Genomic DNA, 15259 nt, shown 5'->3' with positions numbered 1-15259 from the left:
TTCTCCAGCGCTGCTCCAGCAGTTCCGGACCTACTGGAAATTCAACGAAGGAGAGCTTCTACTACTATCATACGAGGAGGGAGGCCGGTGAAAGGCGGACACATTTTGACGCTGTGGGCGGTCTGGTCGGCCGTTTGGCTGGGGGCTGATTTTGGAGAGCGATCGGTCATCGGTTGGGGCGTGGCTTCTGCAGCCAGCGGCTTGTATCTTCTGTGGTTCGGACGGAGGCGGGGCATCATACATAAAGAAGGCACCCGGGGCGGAGAGACCCACGAATGGTCAGAACGAGAGAAAGCTTGGATTCAAGCCTTGCAACATTTCCGGCATCATTGGTTGAATGAGTGTCAATTGATTCGGGGTTATACACAAATGCGCCGGTGGGAACGAGTGGATGAGGTGGTTTGCCGTATGGCCAGTACAGCCGAAAGGCAGGCCATGGTAACAGATCTCGAACATCCGAATCGCAGCGGGGCTTTTCTCCGTTTTTTGTGCGAGTTTCCCCGGGCGAATTTGATGTGGGAAGGACCTCCCGGAGTGGATTTCCCCGCCGGGGCAATCTCTCAGGTCGAAGGAGAACTCCGGCAAGTTGCAGGGGCGTGCGGTGACGACTCCCGGTTGTCGGGGGCTCACCCCGATGGGGAGGAACGGTGGATTTTCGTGAGATCTCGGCCGGAAGGCGTGGAGGTGCGCCTATGTAACTCGGAGGGCCGGGAGCAAGGAACCGATCGGATCCGCGGGCAGGAAGGGCCCAAGTCCCGGGAAGAACGCTTAGAGCCTGTGGATGGAAAGGAGTTATATCATGTGGATTGATACGGCTGCGATTTATGTGAAAGGAGGGGATGGGGGAAACGGGATCGTGTCATTTCGCCGGGAAAAATATGTCCCTATGGGCGGACCCGCAGGGGGGGACGGGGGCCGGGGCGGGGATGTGGTTCTGCAAGTGGATGAGGGACTGCGCACCCTCATCGACTTTCGTTACCAACGCCATTTTAAAGCAGAACGAGGAGAAAACGGAAAACCGAAGAATCAGCATGGGAAATCGGCCGAAGACCTGGTGATCAAAGTTCCCCCGGGGACCGTGGTGCGCGACCGGGAAAGCGGGCGGATCTTGGGTGATCTGACCCGGCATGGACAGCGCCTGGTAGTGGCCCGAGGTGGTCGAGGCGGGCGGGGGAACACCCATTATGCCACCCCTCAGAATAAAGCGCCGCGCATGGCGGAAAACGGGGAGCCCGGAGAAGAGCGGTGGATCTTGTTAGAACTGAAAGTGCTGGCAGACGTGGGGCTCGTCGGGTTACCGAGCGTAGGCAAATCGACGTTGTTGGCCTCGGTCACGGCGGCAAAGCCGAAGATTGCCGATTATCCGTTCACGACCCTTTCCCCCAACCTCGGTGTGGTGGATGTCGGGGACGGGCGAAGTTTCGTCATGGCCGATCTACCCGGGTTAATCGAGGGTGCCCACGCCGGTCAGGGCCTCGGACACCAATTTCTGCGCCACGTGGAGCGCACCCGGGTCATCGTTCACGTGGTGGACATGGCGAGCCCCGAGGGCCGCGATCCCTACGCGGATTGGAAGCAGATCAATGAGGAGTTGCGCCTCTATGACCCGCGCCTTCTGGAGCGGGTCCAAATCGTCGCCGCCAATAAAATGGATCTGCCCGGAGCCGCGGAGCGGCTTCAGGCATTCCGGAAGCGGGTGGGGGATGTGCCGGTGTTCCCGATTTCTGCGGCAACCGGTGAGGGGGTGCGGGAATTGATATACGCCGTGGCGGACCTCTTGGACCAAATGCCCGCCCAAGAGGCGGTGGAGGAAGAACCGCAAGGGCCGGTGTTTCGCCTGGAGGATGATACGTTTTCAGTGGATCGCGAAGGCGAGGAGTTTGTGGTGCGCGGCGCTCGGGTGGAAAAGTTGGTCCGCATGACTCCTCTTGATCAATACGAGGCGGTTCACCGCTTGGCCCGAATTCTGCGGAAGATGGGGGTGGACGAAGCTCTTCGCCGCAAAGGCGCCCGGGACGGGGATACGGTGCGAATCGGGGGGTTTGTCTTCGAGTTTGTCGATGAAGAGGGCGTGGAAGAGGGAGCAACTCCCGAGGAGTAGGCCGGAAGATCCCACGGGTCCGGATCTTCCGCCTGACTGACCTCGGATTCGCCAAGGGCTTGTCACAGGTTAGAGACGGTAGGCTCGTTCGTAGGCTTTTGGAGTGAGGGGCGAGCCACCCAGCGTTAGACTGGCTTCATTGGCCCAGTACGGGTTGCGAAGCATGCCCCGCCCCACGGCGACCAAATCTGCTTTTTCCTCTTCGATGACCCGATTCGCGAGCCTGGGGTCCTGCAGTTTCCCCACTGCGATAACCGGCACCCCCAGAGCGCGACGGATGGTGTGTGCGTATTCGACCTGGTAACCCGGCTCAGCGCCGGGGGTGCCCCCGGATCCGATGGGGCCCTCGCCGCCCGAGGAGACGTGGAACAGGTCCACCCCTGCCTCTCGATATCTTCGGCAGAATTCCACCGATTGTTCGAGTCCGTATCCCCCGTCTACATATTCCACGGCGGAAATGCGCATAAAGATCGGCATGGATTCCGGCAACACACGTCTTGCCGCTTCGATCACTTCAACGCCAAAAAGCAGCCGGTCTTGACCGTACTCGTCCGTCCGGCGGTTGGTCAGCGGCGAGTGAAATTGGTGAATCAAATACCCGTGGGCGCCGTGGATCTCGATGGCGTCGACCCCGGCTTCGAGAGCCCGGCGGAAGGCCGCTTCGAACTTCGCGACCATGTTGCGGACTTCCTCCGTGGTCAACTCCCGAGGCACCTTGTAACGGTCCGAGAAACGAATCGGGGAGGGAGCCACCGGAGTGGGGGCATCCTCCGCTTTTCGACCCGCATGGCCAATTTGGATCGCGACTTTGCTCCCATAAGCGTGACAGGCGTCGATCACCCGGCGAAAGGCGGGGACCTGATCATCGCTCCACAAACCGAGATCGTAGTCAGTGATCCTGCCATCGGGCTCTACGTCGGTCATTTCGATGATGATCAACCCGGCGCCGCCCACCGCCCGGCTTGTGTAGTGGACGAAATGCCAGTCGTTCGGTTTTCCGTCTTTTGCCGTCACCGAATACTGGCACATGGGAGGCATGACAACCCGGTTGCGAAGGGTGAGGTTCTTAATTGTAAACGGCTCGAATAAGGTAGGCACAGAATTCCCTCCCGCTATGTAGGGTCTTGGTGGTTCATGTTTTGAGTATACCGCTTCTTGGCAGGAATCGAAACGGCCCTCCCGAGCTCGACCGGGCTCCGGGTCAAACCCCGTCGACAGGCGTGTGGGGGTTCCAGCGTTTCCCCCGATCTGTAGAGATCCGGGCGGCCCCAACCTGTGGCGATTCGCTGTGTTTTCGGGCATTGGCGCGGCCGGCTACCGGGAAAAAGGAATCTTTTGTATAATCGGGGCGAAAGGAGGTGTCCACGAAATGGCTTCTTTTGGACTCGTCGGCCCCGGTGCTTTTGGACGATTCGTGTTGTCCGCAGTGGCGCCGATTCCCGATTTGCGCCTCCGATGGGTGAAGAGCAGGGGCGGGGATTCCGCGGAACAGGCAGTCGCAGAATGGGGGGAGGCGCGGCGGAGTCGGGGCCTTTCTCAAGATCCTGTGCAGAAGATCACAGGGGAAGGGACCGGGTGGCCAGAGGAACCGGTGGATGTGGTGGTTGTAGCGACTCCGCCTGACCTGCAACCGGTGTGCGCCGAAAAGGCTTTGAGGCAGGGAGCGGCTGTGTTCTTGGAGAAACCCGGGGCTCTGGACCCAAAACGGCTGAAAGAAGTGGCCCTGGTCGCCCGGATGAGAGAGCTCCCGGCGGTGGTGGACTTTGTCATGCGGTACAATCCGCTGGTCGAGCTCTTGCGCCGGATTGTGGAGGCCGGAAAGATGGGGCTACCCGAGCGCGTTCAGATGGAAAACTGGGCCGGGGGAGGAATGCCCGAACATCATTGGTTTTGGGATCCGAGGCGTAGCGGGGGCATTTTGGTCGAACACGGGGTTCATTTTTTTGACATGGTGCGCTACATCCTCGGAGGAGAGGTGGTGCCGATTCACGGCGCGGTGTGGGAAACGGTTCGCCAGGAGGGGTGGAGGGCGGAAGACCGGGTGTTGGCCGTGGTGGAGCACCGCGGGGTGGACCCGCGGTCCGGGCGGGCCTGGAGAGCACCCGGAAGTTATTACCACGGATTTACCCGACCCGGAAATGGGGAACGAACCCAGACCGGCCTGGTTTTCACAGAGGGCTATGCGCTGTTTCACGGTTGGATCCCCGAGAAGTTAGAGCTTTGGACGGACCGGGACGATCCGGGTTTGGAATCGGTGATCGGGCCGTGGGCGGCCTCGACCGGAGCCCAGGCGGATATCGTTCGCCAAGGCCGGGTCTGGCAGGTGAGCTTTCCAGACCGCCAGGTTCTGTATCAACAGGCCATCCGGTCGTGTATGGAGGATCTCCTCGCCTCTCTTCAGAGCCCCGGTCGCCCTGTTCGGGCGCCTCTGGAGGAAGCGGCCCAGGCTTTGGAGCTCGCGGTGTCATTGACCCGGTTGGCCGACACCCGCCACACCGTCGCCTAACGTAGAGGAATTGAAGATTGCGGAGGGAAGATGGATGAAGGCGTATCCCCTGTTTTTTCGCCCTGTGTTTCAAGAACGGATCTGGGGCGGATCGCGGCTGAGGGAGTTCGGATATTCCGGGGCTTCTGACGGAATTGGTGAAGCGTGGGTGATTTCCGACCACGATCATGGACCGACTCCCGTGGCCGACGGGCCCTTGGCCGGGAAACGGCTGAGTGAAGTCATGAAGGCTAACCCGGAGTGGTTCGGGCTACCGCCCGGTGCCCGATTCCCCCTTCTTGTCAAGGTGATTGACGCCTCCGAAGATCTGTCTGTTCAGGTGCACCCGGACGATCGCTATGCCCGGCCCCGGGGCGATGCGGGGAAAACAGAGGCTTGGTTCGTGCTTTTTGCCGAGCCCGGGGCATCGATTGTATATGGGCATCGTGCACAGACCCGGGAGGACTTTGAGAAGCGCATGAAAGAAGGAGCTTGGGGCAACCTGCTCGTGAAGGTCCCGGTTCGAGCGGGAGATTTCTTTTATGTCCCGGCCGGGACTCTTCACGCCATCGGCAGAGGCCTGTTGATCTTGGAAATTCAACAAAGTTCCGATACTACCTATCGCGTCTACGACTACGACCGGGTCGGCGCCGACGGCCGAAAAAGGGATTTACACGTGAAAGAAGCGCTGGCGGTTACGAGGTGTCCTTCTCCGAAACCTCAGCGGCCGGGTTATGCCCGATCGGGGCGAGTTGGCGCCGTTATCGAACACTTGGTGCGCGGGGAAGTTTTTACGATCGATCATTGGCTGGTCGATGGAGAAGCACGTGTGGACGAATGTGGTGTCTTTCGTTTGATCAGTGTGATTCAAGGGTCAGGGGAGGTGGTGTGGGACCATGGACGGCGGTCCGTGGCCAAGGGGGATCACCTTCTGCTCCCTGCTGTGTTACACCCCGTTGTTTTATCGGGAAGGTTTGAAGCCTTGTTTTCAGCGCCTGTTATTAGCACTCGTGCGAAATGAGTGCTAATAACAGGAGAGAGTGGGCCTTGGCGAGTTTTTCACCGAAATTTGCTCATTCCGGGCATACTTCCGGCTGGACGGTCCTGGCATTGAAGTGGATTTTGTGTTAAAATCAAACCATATCTTGCTACTATAGGTGGGGATGGCCGAAACGAGTTTCATAGGTTCAGTGGTAATCGAAACCTGGCGATGAGTACAGTCGAATAGGTCCCAGGGGTATGGTATGCGATATGCTACCTCTTGGTTTCGGCTTCACCCCGGATGACACAGGGAGGTCGAGAGAGAGTGAAAGCACTAGTTTTGGCTGGTGGAAAGGGAACTCGCCTGCGGCCCCTCACGGACAAGTTGCCGAAGCCCATGGTGCCGGTGGCCAACCGCCCGCAACTGGAGCACCTACTGTTATTGCTTCGTCGCCACGGGATTGACGAGGTCGTGATTACCCTGGGATATTGTGGTCAGGAGATTGAGGATTATTTTGGCGATGGTTCGCGCTTGGACTTGAGGATTGCTTATGAACGCGAGGAGTCGTTACTGGGCACTGGCGGGGCGATTGTCCAAGCGAAACATCATTTTGACGATTCCTTCCTCGTCTGCAATGCAGACATTGTCACAGATTTAAACATCTCCGCTTTAGTTCATTTTCACCTTGAGCGCAACGCGCTCGTCACCATTGCCACGACCTGGGTGGAAGATCCTACGCCATATGGGCTAGTCGAAAGCGACGCGAAGGGAAGAATCCAACGTTTTTTGGAAAAACCATCTCTAGAGGAGGTCACCACGAACTACATAAATGCGGGCCTGTACGTTCTGGAACCGGACGCATTGGAGTGGTTTCCTCTTCGGACGCCGCTGTCCATCGAGCGGGAGGTTTTTCCAAAGCTGTTAGAGCGGGGGAAGGCACTTTACGCCTATAATTCGGACAATTACTGGATTGACATGGGGACGCCTGAGAAGTATATCTTGTTGCACCGCCATTTGCTTTCTCGTACGGCCGAATTGCCGGGATGTGCGTTTCCCGCCAGCGGGGTGGCGGTGGACAAGACGACCAAGATTTTCGCCGGAGCCCGAGTGATTGGACCGGTGCTGATCGGTCCGCGGGCCCAGATTCTTCCGGGTGCAACAGTCGGCCCCTTTGCAGTGATTGGCGCGAATACCCATGTGGGTCCCGGGGCAGTGGTGCGGGACAGTGTTCTGTGGGATGGTGTGCAGGTAGGCGCCGGGGCCGAATTGATCAGTACTGTGGTGGGTCAGGGGACGACCGTTCCGCCATCGGTGCGTTTTGTCCAGCGCGCGGTGACGGCGGAAACGGTGACCCAGGAACGGTAAATCAAACGGAGGTGACAGCCGTATGAGGAAACACCGCCGTGTGGCCCTCATTGGCACTTACCCGCCCAGACGTTGCGGCATTGCGTCTTTTACTGCGGACCTCTCAGAAGCGCTATCCCAGGCTGGCACCGATGTGCGCATCGCGGCCATGATCCGCGAGGCCCAGGGGGAGACGATCCCTCCTGGCGCCACGTGGGCGATCCGCGATGAGCGACCCAGGGACTACGTCCGGGCTGCGGAGGCGATGAGCGCTGCCGGAATCGATGTCGTCTGCGTGCAACATGAGTACGGGATTTTCGGCGGGGAAGACGGTCGCTATATCCTGCGCCTTTATCAAGAGCTTCGGGTGCCGATCATCACCACGCTCCACACTGTCTTGAAATCTCCGACCAAGGGACAGAAACGGGTGCTGAGCGAGATCTGTGCCCGGAGTGCTTTTGTGGTGGTCATGGCAGAAAAAGCCCGGGAACTGCTCCAAGAGGTCTACGGTGTTCCTGAAAGCCGGATCCGACTGATTCGCCACGGCGTGCCGGTTTATCATTCGCCGGTGCCCAGGGAGACCATGAAAGCGAAGCTTGGACTGGATGGGCGGCGGGTGATCTCTACCTTTGGTTTGTTAAGCCCCGGAAAGGGTGTTGAAAATGTAATCCAGGCACTTCCCGAGGTGGTGCGGCGTTATCCCGAGACGACGTACCTCATTCTCGGGGGGACACATCCGGACGTGGTGCGCCGGAGCGGAGAGCGTTACCGACAGTCTTTGGAGGCCATGGTGGACCGACTGGGAATGGCGGACCACGTTCGTTTCGTGAATCGTTTCCTGGAACGGGAAGAGTTACTCGATTATTTATGGGCCTCGGATCTGTTCGTGACCCCTTATCCTGGGAAAGAACAGATTTGCAGTGGCACTCTCACCTATGCCGTGGGACTGGGCCGGGCAGTGGTTTCGACACCGTACTGGTACGCCGAGGAGCTGTTGGGGCAGGGAGCGGGGTCTCTGGTCCCGTTCCGGGACGCTGGGGCTATGGCCCGGGCGATCCTGGAGATGTTCGATCACCCGTTGAAACAGCAGGCCTGTGAAGCCAAAGCCCGCTCTTTTGGCGCATCGGTGAGTTGGCCCCAGATCGGACTGCAGTATGCGGAGCTGGCGGAAGAGGGGTTGGCGCCGGCGCATCCGATGACAGTGAGGTGATCTTCGGACATGAACGAGCCCTTGGCCGTGGAGATGCGGTTGGATCACATGGAACGGATGACCGATTCGACGGGGATGATCCAACACGCCGTGGGTCCTGTCCCGGATTTCGCCACCGGTTATACGAGCGACGATAATGCCCGGGCGCTGATCGCCGCGCTTGGGCTGCAAAGTTTGCCCGAATGTCGGCCCTGGTCCGCTAGGCTGGCAAGGCTGGCCGACCGCTACCTGGCATTTCTGGTGTACGCCCAGCGCCCGGATGGGAGGTTCCGAAACTTCGTCGGGTACGACAGGCGATTTTTGGAGGAACTGGGGTCGGAAGACAGCTTCGGGAGGGCTTTATGGGCCCTGGGGGAGACGATGAGGACACAGCCAAATTCATACTACGGCCGCGTGGCGGCGGCAGCCTTTGAACGAGCAGTCCCCCATGCCACCGGCCTCTCCTTTGTTCGGGCCCAAGCCTTTGCCCTCCTGGGGCTTTGCGCGGCGTGGGAAAGGGAGGAGCGACGGGTCGCGCTGGAGCCGCTGATCGGTGAGCTGGTGGAGGGGCTGGTGGCTGCTTATCACCGGCACAGCGGGCCGGGATGGCCGTGGTTCGACGAAGCCCTGACTTATTCGAACGGCGTGTTGCCCGCTGCGCTACTCCGGGGGGCCGTGGTCACGGGGTCGAAAGAAGCCCGAAGGATTGCTGAGGAAGCGATGGATTTTCTCACCGAGTCGCTGATTATTGACGGAGTACTTCAAATTGTCGGGAACCACGGATGGTTTCCAAAGGGAGGACGCCCTGCGCTTTATGACCAACAACCGGTGGACGCCGGGGCCATGGTCCTGGCCTATGCCACATTTTGGAGTGTTCTGGGGCGCCCCGCTGATCGGGAAGGGGCTCGGATCAGTTTTTCGTGGTTCACCGGGCGCAATGTGGAAGGAATTTCGCTGTATGACCCCGACACAGGAGGATGCAAGGACGGGCTTCTCGCCGGGGGTGTAAACCTGAATCAAGGGGCGGAATCGGTGGTGGCGTATCTTTTGTCGGCATACGCATTGGTCAAAACGGGGTTAGCTCTGCCTTCACTGCCGGAAGAAGAGGTCCGGGCCGTCGGGTAACGGAACAAAAGAACGGGCGGTTTTCCCCAGACGGGGTGACCGGGGAAAACCGCCCGTTTGATTTTCTTGCGCCCTATCGTCGGGCACCTCCCAAAGAACTCGGGGCGCGTCCTTCCCGCTCGGCGCGGATATCGTCGAGCTTCTCCAAAAACCGTTCCATTCGTTCGAAAGCCTCCAGCAATTGGTCAACACCGGTGGCGTACGAACAGCGAATGTGTCCCACACCCCCCGGACCGAATACCCGTCCCGGTACGACCGCCACCTTTTCTCGTTTTAGCAGTTCTTCGGCAAACACTTCGTCATCGAGGCCGGTTTCCTTCACCGACGGGAATGCGTAAAAGGCCCCTTCTGGTTCGTGACAAGAAAGGCCCATCCGCCGAAAAGCGCTCACCACCAGTCGTCGGCGTTCCTCGTATTGGGCCACCATTTCGTCCCGCTCCCGGGAAGCCTTGGTAAGGGCTTCCACCGCCGCCATTTGGCTCATGATCGGTGCGCAGAGAATAGTATACTGGTGGATTTTTACCATGGCGTCGATCCACGCCTTAGGGCCCGTGGCAAAACCGACTCGCCAGCCTGTCATGGCGTAGGCTTTGGACATCCCGGTTAACAGCATCGTGCGCTCCCGCACACCCGGCAACGATGGAAAACTGGTGTGTGGCAGGACGTAGCTCAGCTCAGCATAAATTTCGTCGCTGATGACGAGTAGGTCGTGTTTGAGCACCATGGCCCGGATCTGTTCCAGATCTCTCTCACCCAGGGTGGCGCCGGTGGGATTGTTCGGGTAGCTGAGCAACAACGCCTTTGTCCTCGGCGTGATGAACCGTTCGATGGTCGACGCCTTGAGCTTGAACTGGTCCTCCGCCCGGGTGGGGACGTACACCGGCGTTCCGCCGGCCAACTGGACGCAGGGACCATAGGACACATAACTGGGTTCAGGGATGAGGACTTCATCCCCCGGCGAAAGGATCGCCCGAAGCGCCGCGTCGATCCCCTCGCTGGCCCCCACCGTGACCAGGACTTCGGTGTCCGGGTTATACGAAACCCTGAATCGGTCTTCGAGATACCGGGCCACGGCCCGCCGAAGGGCTGGAAGCCCGCGGTTTGATGTGTAACTCGTATAACCCCTCTCCAACGCATCCACACAGGCGTCCCGGACTCGCCACGGCGTGACAAAGTCCGGTTCCCCCACTCCCAGGGAGATGACCCCTTGGGTGGTGGCGGCTAAATCGAAAAAACGTCGAATCCCCGACGGGGGAATGGCTCGCACCGTCGGTGAAAGGCGATCTTCAAAATCTGTCATGGGGTGATCACCAGCCGCTGATCCCCTTCCCGATCGTCGAAAATAACCCCGTCCTGTTTGTATTTTTTCAGGATAAAATGGGTGGTCGTCGACAGCACGTGTTCGAGGGTGGACAACTTTTCGGACACGAATCGGGCCACTTCTTTGATGGTTCGCCCCTCCACAACCACTGAAAGGTCGTAGGCCCCGGACATGAGATACACCGATTTGACTTCCGGAAAGCGATAGATGCGCTCGGCGATGGCGTCGAATCCGGCATCCCGCTGGGGGGTTACCTTGACATCGATCATCGCCGTCACCTGTTCGTACCCCGCTTTCTCCCAATGAATGACCGCGGAATAACCCTTGATAATGCCATTTTTCTCCAACTGATCGATGGCCGCCGCCACTTCGTTGCGGGACACGCCGAGCATATCGGCGATCGCTTGCTGGGGCAGGCGGCTGTTTTCCTGCAACAACTGTAAAATCCGCTTCACCAGTGAATCCATGGCAAACCTCCTGAGGTTGCGCCGGTATTGGACCCTATTATACCGCAGCCGGGCTGAATCGGCGATCTCCGTCGCCGGGGAAATCCCGGTCTCGAAAGTTTAATAAAGATTTTTTCAGATTCAGAAGGGCTCCAAAGGTTTGTTCGGCGCGGGGTCGAATCCACTGGGTACACCCGGCGGAGGGGGCCGGCGGAACCAGAAGGGGGGAAGGCTATGGAAGGCCAAGGGCCGGTGCAGGCACTTCAGCAGGTGCTGGAACGGGCCGTGGCGGGACGAGTGCCCGACGTTCACGTGGAGCCCGACGAGGCTGGTTGGCGGGTGCAATTTCGTCGAGAAGGCCGATTGTGGCGGGTGACGACCTGGAACGGCCGGATGGGGCAGGAGATCGTGCGGAGGGTGAAGTTGCTGTCTAGGATGGATATTGCTGAGAAGCGGATTCCGCAGGATGGCCAGCTCCAGCTTCCCGTAGGGGGGAACGTGTGTCACATGCGGGTGGCCACCTTGCCCACCGTAAAAGGGGAGCGTCTCGTGATTCGGATTCACCATGTGAGGACGGGGGAGGATCCATCGGAGTCAGACTTTGGGGACGATCCGGTTTGGCGGCGCTGGCTGGCGTGGACGGAGTCTGCTCACGGATTGCTGTTGATCGCTGGCCCCACTGGAAGCGGGAAGACGACGTCCTTGTACCGGGTGGTGAGACGGTGGGCGGCGGAACATCGGTGTGTGGTGACCTTGGAGGATCCAGTGGAACAGCATGTGGAGGGCGTTCACCAAGTGGAGGTTCAAACGGGTAGGGGTTGGACGTATCGCCGCCTTTTGCCAGCCTGTTTGCGCCAAGACCCCAACGCCGTGGCAATCGGTGAGATTCGCGACGAAGATGCCGCCCGGGCGGCGGTTCAGGCGGCCCTTGCCGGATGCCTGGTGGTGGCCACCGTTCACGGGGCGGGTCCTGCCGAAGTCTGGTCACGGTTTCGCCAGTGGGGGGTTCCTGAGGGCGAGTTGGAGAGTACGCTCCTGGCCATTCTCAGTCAGCGATTGGTGGGCAGGCTGTGTTCCCATTGCCGGCGAAGGTCCGGGACCGTTCGGGGGAGCGGGGGGCAGGCGGGATTCGCCTGGACGGCCATTGGATGTGATGCATGCCAAGGACGGGGAATCGCAGGGGTGCTGCCGTTATTTCATCTTTCGGAACAAGGTCGGGATCGGCCTTGGTCCATTTCTCCAGATTGGGAGGAGAGCGCATGGCCGAGGATGATAAAGGGGGAGTTGGGTGAACCGTGGTGTGAGTCCTTGGTGGGCGGGGTGGCCTCAGTTTCGATGGCGACTGCCTCGGTGGGGGCGGAGGAGGGATGACCCGCGGGTTCCCCTGAGGGATTGGGCGGAGTTGTGGACAGATTTGGCCTCGTATCTAAAAGCGGGGATACCCTTGGATGACGCCTTGGATGTTATAGCCGTCGCGCGGACTGGACCGTTGTCAACGCTTTTGCTGCAGTGGCGCGACGGGCTTCGGGAAGGTCGGTCCCTTTCGGAACTCTATGAAGAGGCGGGACAATATCCATTGTGGCTTCCATTGATCCGGGTAGGGGAGGCCACGGGAGAATGGGTCCAGATGATGACTGTCCTCGGTGGGCAGGCTGCTCAGTGGGACCGGCACTGGCGGGAGATGTGGCGGCAACTCGCTTACCCGCTCTTCGTGACTGTGGCGGCGACGGGGGTATGTATCCTGTTTCTCGTGGTCGTACTGCCAAAGCTGAAAGATTTTTACCAACCCCTAGGCCTGGATCCCGGGATTGACCTGGAAGCGATTCGGTGGGCCGGGGGCGGCCTCGGCGCGCTGGCTGCCGCCGCTCTGGGACTCGCCCTATGGTTATGGGCCCCCGGACGTCGGCAAAGGCGGGGCAGAGAACTTTCCGCTCCAGTCCCGGAGGGTATGCAGGGCTACAGTTTGAGTCGACGATCGCCCCTACGGCGCTGCGCCCAGACGCTGGGGTTGTACGACGCCTTTACCTTCGAGTGGTCTTTTCTCGTCGGCACCATGCTGGCTGCCGGCGTGTCCTTGGAGGAAACACTGGCTCACCTGGGCGGATTGAGAACCCGGGTCTCCGGAGCGGCCCGATATGTGCGACAGCGGATGGCCGAAGGGGAGTCCCTTTCCGAGACCTTGGGGAGGTGGCCGCAGTGCACAGAAGAGTTGCGTCGGGTGGTGGAATTGGCACTGGGGACCGGCCAGATGGATAGGGCGTTACTTGTGTTGGCCGAGCGCATCGCGGCCAGACAAAGGAGGCGCACGGAATTATGGATCCGGTGGCTGGAGCCGGCTCTGACGGGAGTCATCGGTGTGTTGATTTTGGGGATTTTTGTCCTTCTCTACCTGCCGATCACGAAATTGATGGGGCGGGTGGTGTCGTAAGGTGACTTCGGAAGCAAAGACCCGGCGTAGACGCAAGCGGTCGTACCAGGGTGGTTTTACGTTGATCGAGTTGTTGGTGGCCGTGACCATTATTGGGGTTCTTATTTCCTTGGCGGTGCCCAATCTGCGGGCTGCAGGTGAGGCCGCGCAAAAGACGGGTTGCGAAAGTAACCAGCGGTTGCTTCGCATGGTCATCGTTCAGTGGGATCTGGTGCAGGATGTCCCCCTGCCAGGGTCGTCGGAGGCAGCCCTTCAGGCTTTGGTTGACGCAAAGTTGTTGGAATCATCGCCCAAGTGTCCGGGGGGAGGTCATTATGAGATCAAGGAAGGGGCGGCCGGGACACCGGAGGTTTCCTGTTCGTTGCACGGTGTTTTGGGATTGTGAGAGAGCGAGTGGGTTTACTTTGCTCGAAGCGATGGCTGCACTGCTTCTCATAGGTGCGCTCTCCGCCGTTGCCATTCCGGGTATGGTGCGGTGGCTGGCGTACTGGGAATTAAGAGCTGCAGCGGAGCGGCTGACGGCAGATTTAAGGGAGTGCCAGAGCCGGGCCGAGGCGGAAGGCGTCTTCTATGAACTGAGATTTTGGAGGACTCGCCCGGATTACATGGTGTACCGCGGGGTGGAACACGTCAGAACGGTGGACAACAAATCCGGCATTGCGTACGCGACCGGCATTTTGCCCCTGCCCGACACCCATCTGCGCTTCAACCCCCGGGGCACCGGGATTCAGGGCGGGACGATCTGGCTGTGCAACCGATTCGGAGATCGCATGGGCGCCCGGATCTACCCAGACAGTGGGGTGGTGATTTTCCTTGGGCCGTGACGGGTTCATAATGATGGAGGCGTTACTCGCCACCCTTTGCACCGTTCTTCTGATTGGTACGGCCGGGGCTTACACCCTGGCACTTTTGGCAGAATATCGGGACGCGCAACAATGGGCCATAGCCCGGAATCTGGCCCTTGAAGCCCGGGAGCGGCGGGTGGCTACCGGAGTGGCTGTCGGGGAAGTGGTGCAGAGGTCGGGGGTTCAGTACCTCGTCGCGTGGGAGGGTGCGCAGAGGTGGAATGAAGTTCCCGTTGCCCGACTGAAGGTCAGGTGGCACGGTATCCGCGGTGACCGGGAGCTGAGCTTCATCGAACCTGCCCCCGAAAGGCGGATTCCGCGTGAATAAAAAAGGTGTGCAGGGTTTTATTCTTCTGGAGACGGCGCTGGTTGCGGTGATGGCGGCTGTGATATGGATGACCTGGGCACAGTGGTGGGCCGCCGTCGCTTCCAGTGCGAATCGAATCGATACAGGGATCGAAGGGGAAGAACAGTGGCGCCGACTGATGGTCCGGTTGTCCCGGGAGTTTCACGACGCGGATGAGGTTCGGGGCGGGGGAAGGAGGGTGGAATTTCGCGATGGGCGGGGAAAATGGATCTCCCTGCGGTTGGGCGACCATGGGCAGGTCCTTCAATCTGTGAACGGGGAGGGGGACGTCGTTCTGGCCAATGGAGTGAAACGCATCTGGTTTGTCGTGGAGCCCGGAGGGCTCACCGTTGAGACCTGGTGGGCGCGGCCCTGGGATCAGGAGCCGATGGTCGGTTTTCTCGCTTCGCGGCGCCTCCTCCCCGATGCGGGTTCCAGATCTGGAGAGGGTTCCGGACCGTGAAACTGTCACAGGGGTGCGGTGGATGGATCCTTCCTGCGGCGCTCGCCCTGGCCTTGGTGATGCAGGTGGCCGTGTGGACATTGTTCGACAAAGTGCACGGCCATTTTGAGCGGATTGTGCGGCAGGTGCGAGCCGATCAGGCGGACCGATTGGCTGAGGTGGGATGGGAATGGGCCCTGGAGCA

At 59.9% G+C, this 15259-nt stretch carries 17 protein-coding genes; 14 read left to right on the top strand and 3 right to left on the bottom strand.

Going from position 1 to position 15259, the window contains the following annotated elements:
* Positions 1-87: 87 nt before the first annotated feature.
* Both K6T64_RS14705 and obgE read left to right on the top strand, forming a co-directional pair.
* Positions 88-810 (top strand): Spo0B domain-containing protein, encoded by a 723-nt coding sequence (locus K6T64_RS14705; protein WP_288010833.1) that lies wholly within the window; start codon positions 88-90, stop codon positions 808-810.
* A complete protein-coding gene (obgE, locus tag K6T64_RS14700; protein ID WP_288010832.1) occupies positions 800-2101 on the top strand; it encodes a GTPase ObgE in 1302 nt (433 codons plus the stop codon). Before K6T64_RS14705 ends, obgE begins: the two co-directional genes overlap by 11 nt.
* 69 nt (positions 2102-2170) lie before the next feature.
* Here obgE and K6T64_RS14695 read toward each other — a convergent pair whose 3' ends face one another.
* On the bottom strand, positions 2171-3199 hold the full coding sequence (locus K6T64_RS14695) for an NADH:flavin oxidoreductase/NADH oxidase (RefSeq protein ID WP_288010831.1): 1029 nt from the start codon (positions 3197-3199) through the stop codon (positions 2171-2173).
* Positions 3200-3470: 271 nt separating this feature from the next.
* On the opposite strand from K6T64_RS14695, the gene K6T64_RS14690 reads away from it, so the two are divergent.
* From K6T64_RS14690 to K6T64_RS14670, 5 genes are all read left to right on the top strand, one after another.
* Positions 3471-4607, top strand: coding sequence for a Gfo/Idh/MocA family protein (locus K6T64_RS14690; protein WP_288010830.1), 1137 nt, complete (start codon positions 3471-3473; stop codon positions 4605-4607).
* A 34-nt stretch (positions 4608-4641) separates the two neighbouring features.
* On the top strand, positions 4642-5607 hold the full coding sequence (locus K6T64_RS14685) for a type I phosphomannose isomerase catalytic subunit (RefSeq protein ID WP_288010829.1): 966 nt from the start codon (positions 4642-4644) through the stop codon (positions 5605-5607).
* A 285-nt stretch (positions 5608-5892) separates the two neighbouring features.
* Complete coding sequence (locus tag K6T64_RS14680) at positions 5893-6933, top strand: nucleotidyltransferase family protein (protein WP_198592130.1); 1041 nt, start codon at positions 5893-5895, stop codon at positions 6931-6933.
* Positions 6934-6955: 22 nt separating this feature from the next.
* Complete coding sequence (locus tag K6T64_RS14675) at positions 6956-8122, top strand: glycosyltransferase family 4 protein (RefSeq protein ID WP_288010828.1); 1167 nt, start codon at positions 6956-6958, stop codon at positions 8120-8122.
* A 9-nt stretch (positions 8123-8131) separates the two neighbouring features.
* Positions 8132-9226: a glycosyl transferase gene (locus tag K6T64_RS14670; protein WP_288010827.1), complete on the top strand. Its 1095-nt coding sequence runs from the start codon at positions 8132-8134 to the stop codon at positions 9224-9226.
* A gap of 73 nt (positions 9227-9299) precedes the next feature.
* Here the strand turns inward: K6T64_RS14670 and K6T64_RS14665 are convergent, their stop codons facing one another.
* Positions 9300-10526: an aminotransferase class I/II-fold pyridoxal phosphate-dependent enzyme gene (locus tag K6T64_RS14665; protein WP_288010826.1), complete on the bottom strand. Its 1227-nt coding sequence runs from the start codon at positions 10524-10526 to the stop codon at positions 9300-9302.
* On the bottom strand, positions 10523-11014 hold the full coding sequence (locus K6T64_RS14660) for an Lrp/AsnC family transcriptional regulator (protein WP_100667196.1): 492 nt from the start codon (positions 11012-11014) through the stop codon (positions 10523-10525). The genes K6T64_RS14665 and K6T64_RS14660 overlap by 4 nt, the downstream gene beginning before the upstream one ends.
* A 213-nt stretch (positions 11015-11227) precedes the next feature.
* Between K6T64_RS14660 and K6T64_RS14655 the strand changes: the two genes are divergently transcribed.
* From K6T64_RS14655 to K6T64_RS14625, 7 genes are all read left to right on the top strand, one after another.
* Positions 11228-12364: a GspE/PulE family protein gene (locus K6T64_RS14655; protein WP_288010825.1), complete on the top strand. Its 1137-nt coding sequence runs from the start codon at positions 11228-11230 to the stop codon at positions 12362-12364.
* Positions 12282-13421 carry a type II secretion system F family protein gene (locus K6T64_RS14650; protein WP_288010824.1) on the top strand — a complete coding sequence of 380 codons (1140 nt, stop codon included), beginning with the start codon at positions 12282-12284 and terminating at the stop codon, positions 13419-13421. The genes K6T64_RS14655 and K6T64_RS14650 overlap by 83 nt, the downstream gene beginning before the upstream one ends.
* Before the next feature lies 1 nt (position 13422).
* Positions 13423-13806, top strand: a complete 384-nt coding sequence (locus K6T64_RS14645) for a competence type IV pilus major pilin ComGC (protein ID WP_170085227.1) — start codon at positions 13423-13425, stop codon at positions 13804-13806.
* A gap of 19 nt (positions 13807-13825) precedes the next feature.
* Positions 13826-14245 (top strand): pilus assembly FimT family protein, encoded by a 420-nt coding sequence (locus K6T64_RS14640; RefSeq protein ID WP_288010823.1) that lies wholly within the window; start codon positions 13826-13828, stop codon positions 14243-14245.
* A gap of 13 nt (positions 14246-14258) precedes the next feature.
* Complete coding sequence (locus K6T64_RS14635) at positions 14259-14594, top strand: hypothetical protein (protein ID WP_288010822.1); 336 nt, start codon at positions 14259-14261, stop codon at positions 14592-14594.
* Positions 14587-15075: a hypothetical protein gene (locus K6T64_RS14630; protein ID WP_288010821.1), complete on the top strand. Its 489-nt coding sequence runs from the start codon at positions 14587-14589 to the stop codon at positions 15073-15075. Before K6T64_RS14635 ends, K6T64_RS14630 begins: the two co-directional genes overlap by 8 nt.
* The coding region (locus K6T64_RS14625; RefSeq protein WP_288010820.1) for a hypothetical protein at positions 15072-15259 on the top strand (188 nt) is incomplete at its 3' end. The genes K6T64_RS14630 and K6T64_RS14625, both read left to right, overlap by 4 nt.

The organism is Kyrpidia sp., from assembly GCF_023512215.1.
GTDB lineage: Bacteria > Bacillota > Bacilli > Kyrpidiales > Kyrpidiaceae > Kyrpidia > Kyrpidia spormannii.
This window is presented reverse-complemented; position numbering and strand designations above follow the sequence as displayed.

Coding starts and splice junctions, on each gene's coding strand:
- obgE (WP_288010832.1), top strand. CDS start 800: ATGTGGATTGATACGGCTGCGATTTATGTGAAAGGAGGGGATGGGGGA.
- K6T64_RS14690 (WP_288010830.1), top strand. CDS start 3,471: ATGGCTTCTTTTGGACTCGTCGGCCCCGGTGCTTTTGGACGATTCGTG.
- K6T64_RS14685 (WP_288010829.1), top strand. CDS start 4,642: ATGAAGGCGTATCCCCTGTTTTTTCGCCCTGTGTTTCAAGAACGGATC.
- K6T64_RS14675 (WP_288010828.1), top strand. CDS start 6,956: ATGAGGAAACACCGCCGTGTGGCCCTCATTGGCACTTACCCGCCCAGA.
- K6T64_RS14670 (WP_288010827.1), top strand. CDS start 8,132: ATGAACGAGCCCTTGGCCGTGGAGATGCGGTTGGATCACATGGAACGG.
- K6T64_RS14665 (WP_288010826.1), bottom strand. CDS start 10,526: ATGACAGATTTTGAAGATCGCCTTTCACCGACGGTGCGAGCCATTCCC.
- K6T64_RS14660 (WP_100667196.1), bottom strand. CDS start 11,014: ATGGATTCACTGGTGAAGCGGATTTTACAGTTGTTGCAGGAAAACAGC.
- K6T64_RS14655 (WP_288010825.1), top strand. CDS start 11,228: ATGGAAGGCCAAGGGCCGGTGCAGGCACTTCAGCAGGTGCTGGAACGG.
- K6T64_RS14635 (WP_288010822.1), top strand. CDS start 14,259: ATGGAGGCGTTACTCGCCACCCTTTGCACCGTTCTTCTGATTGGTACG.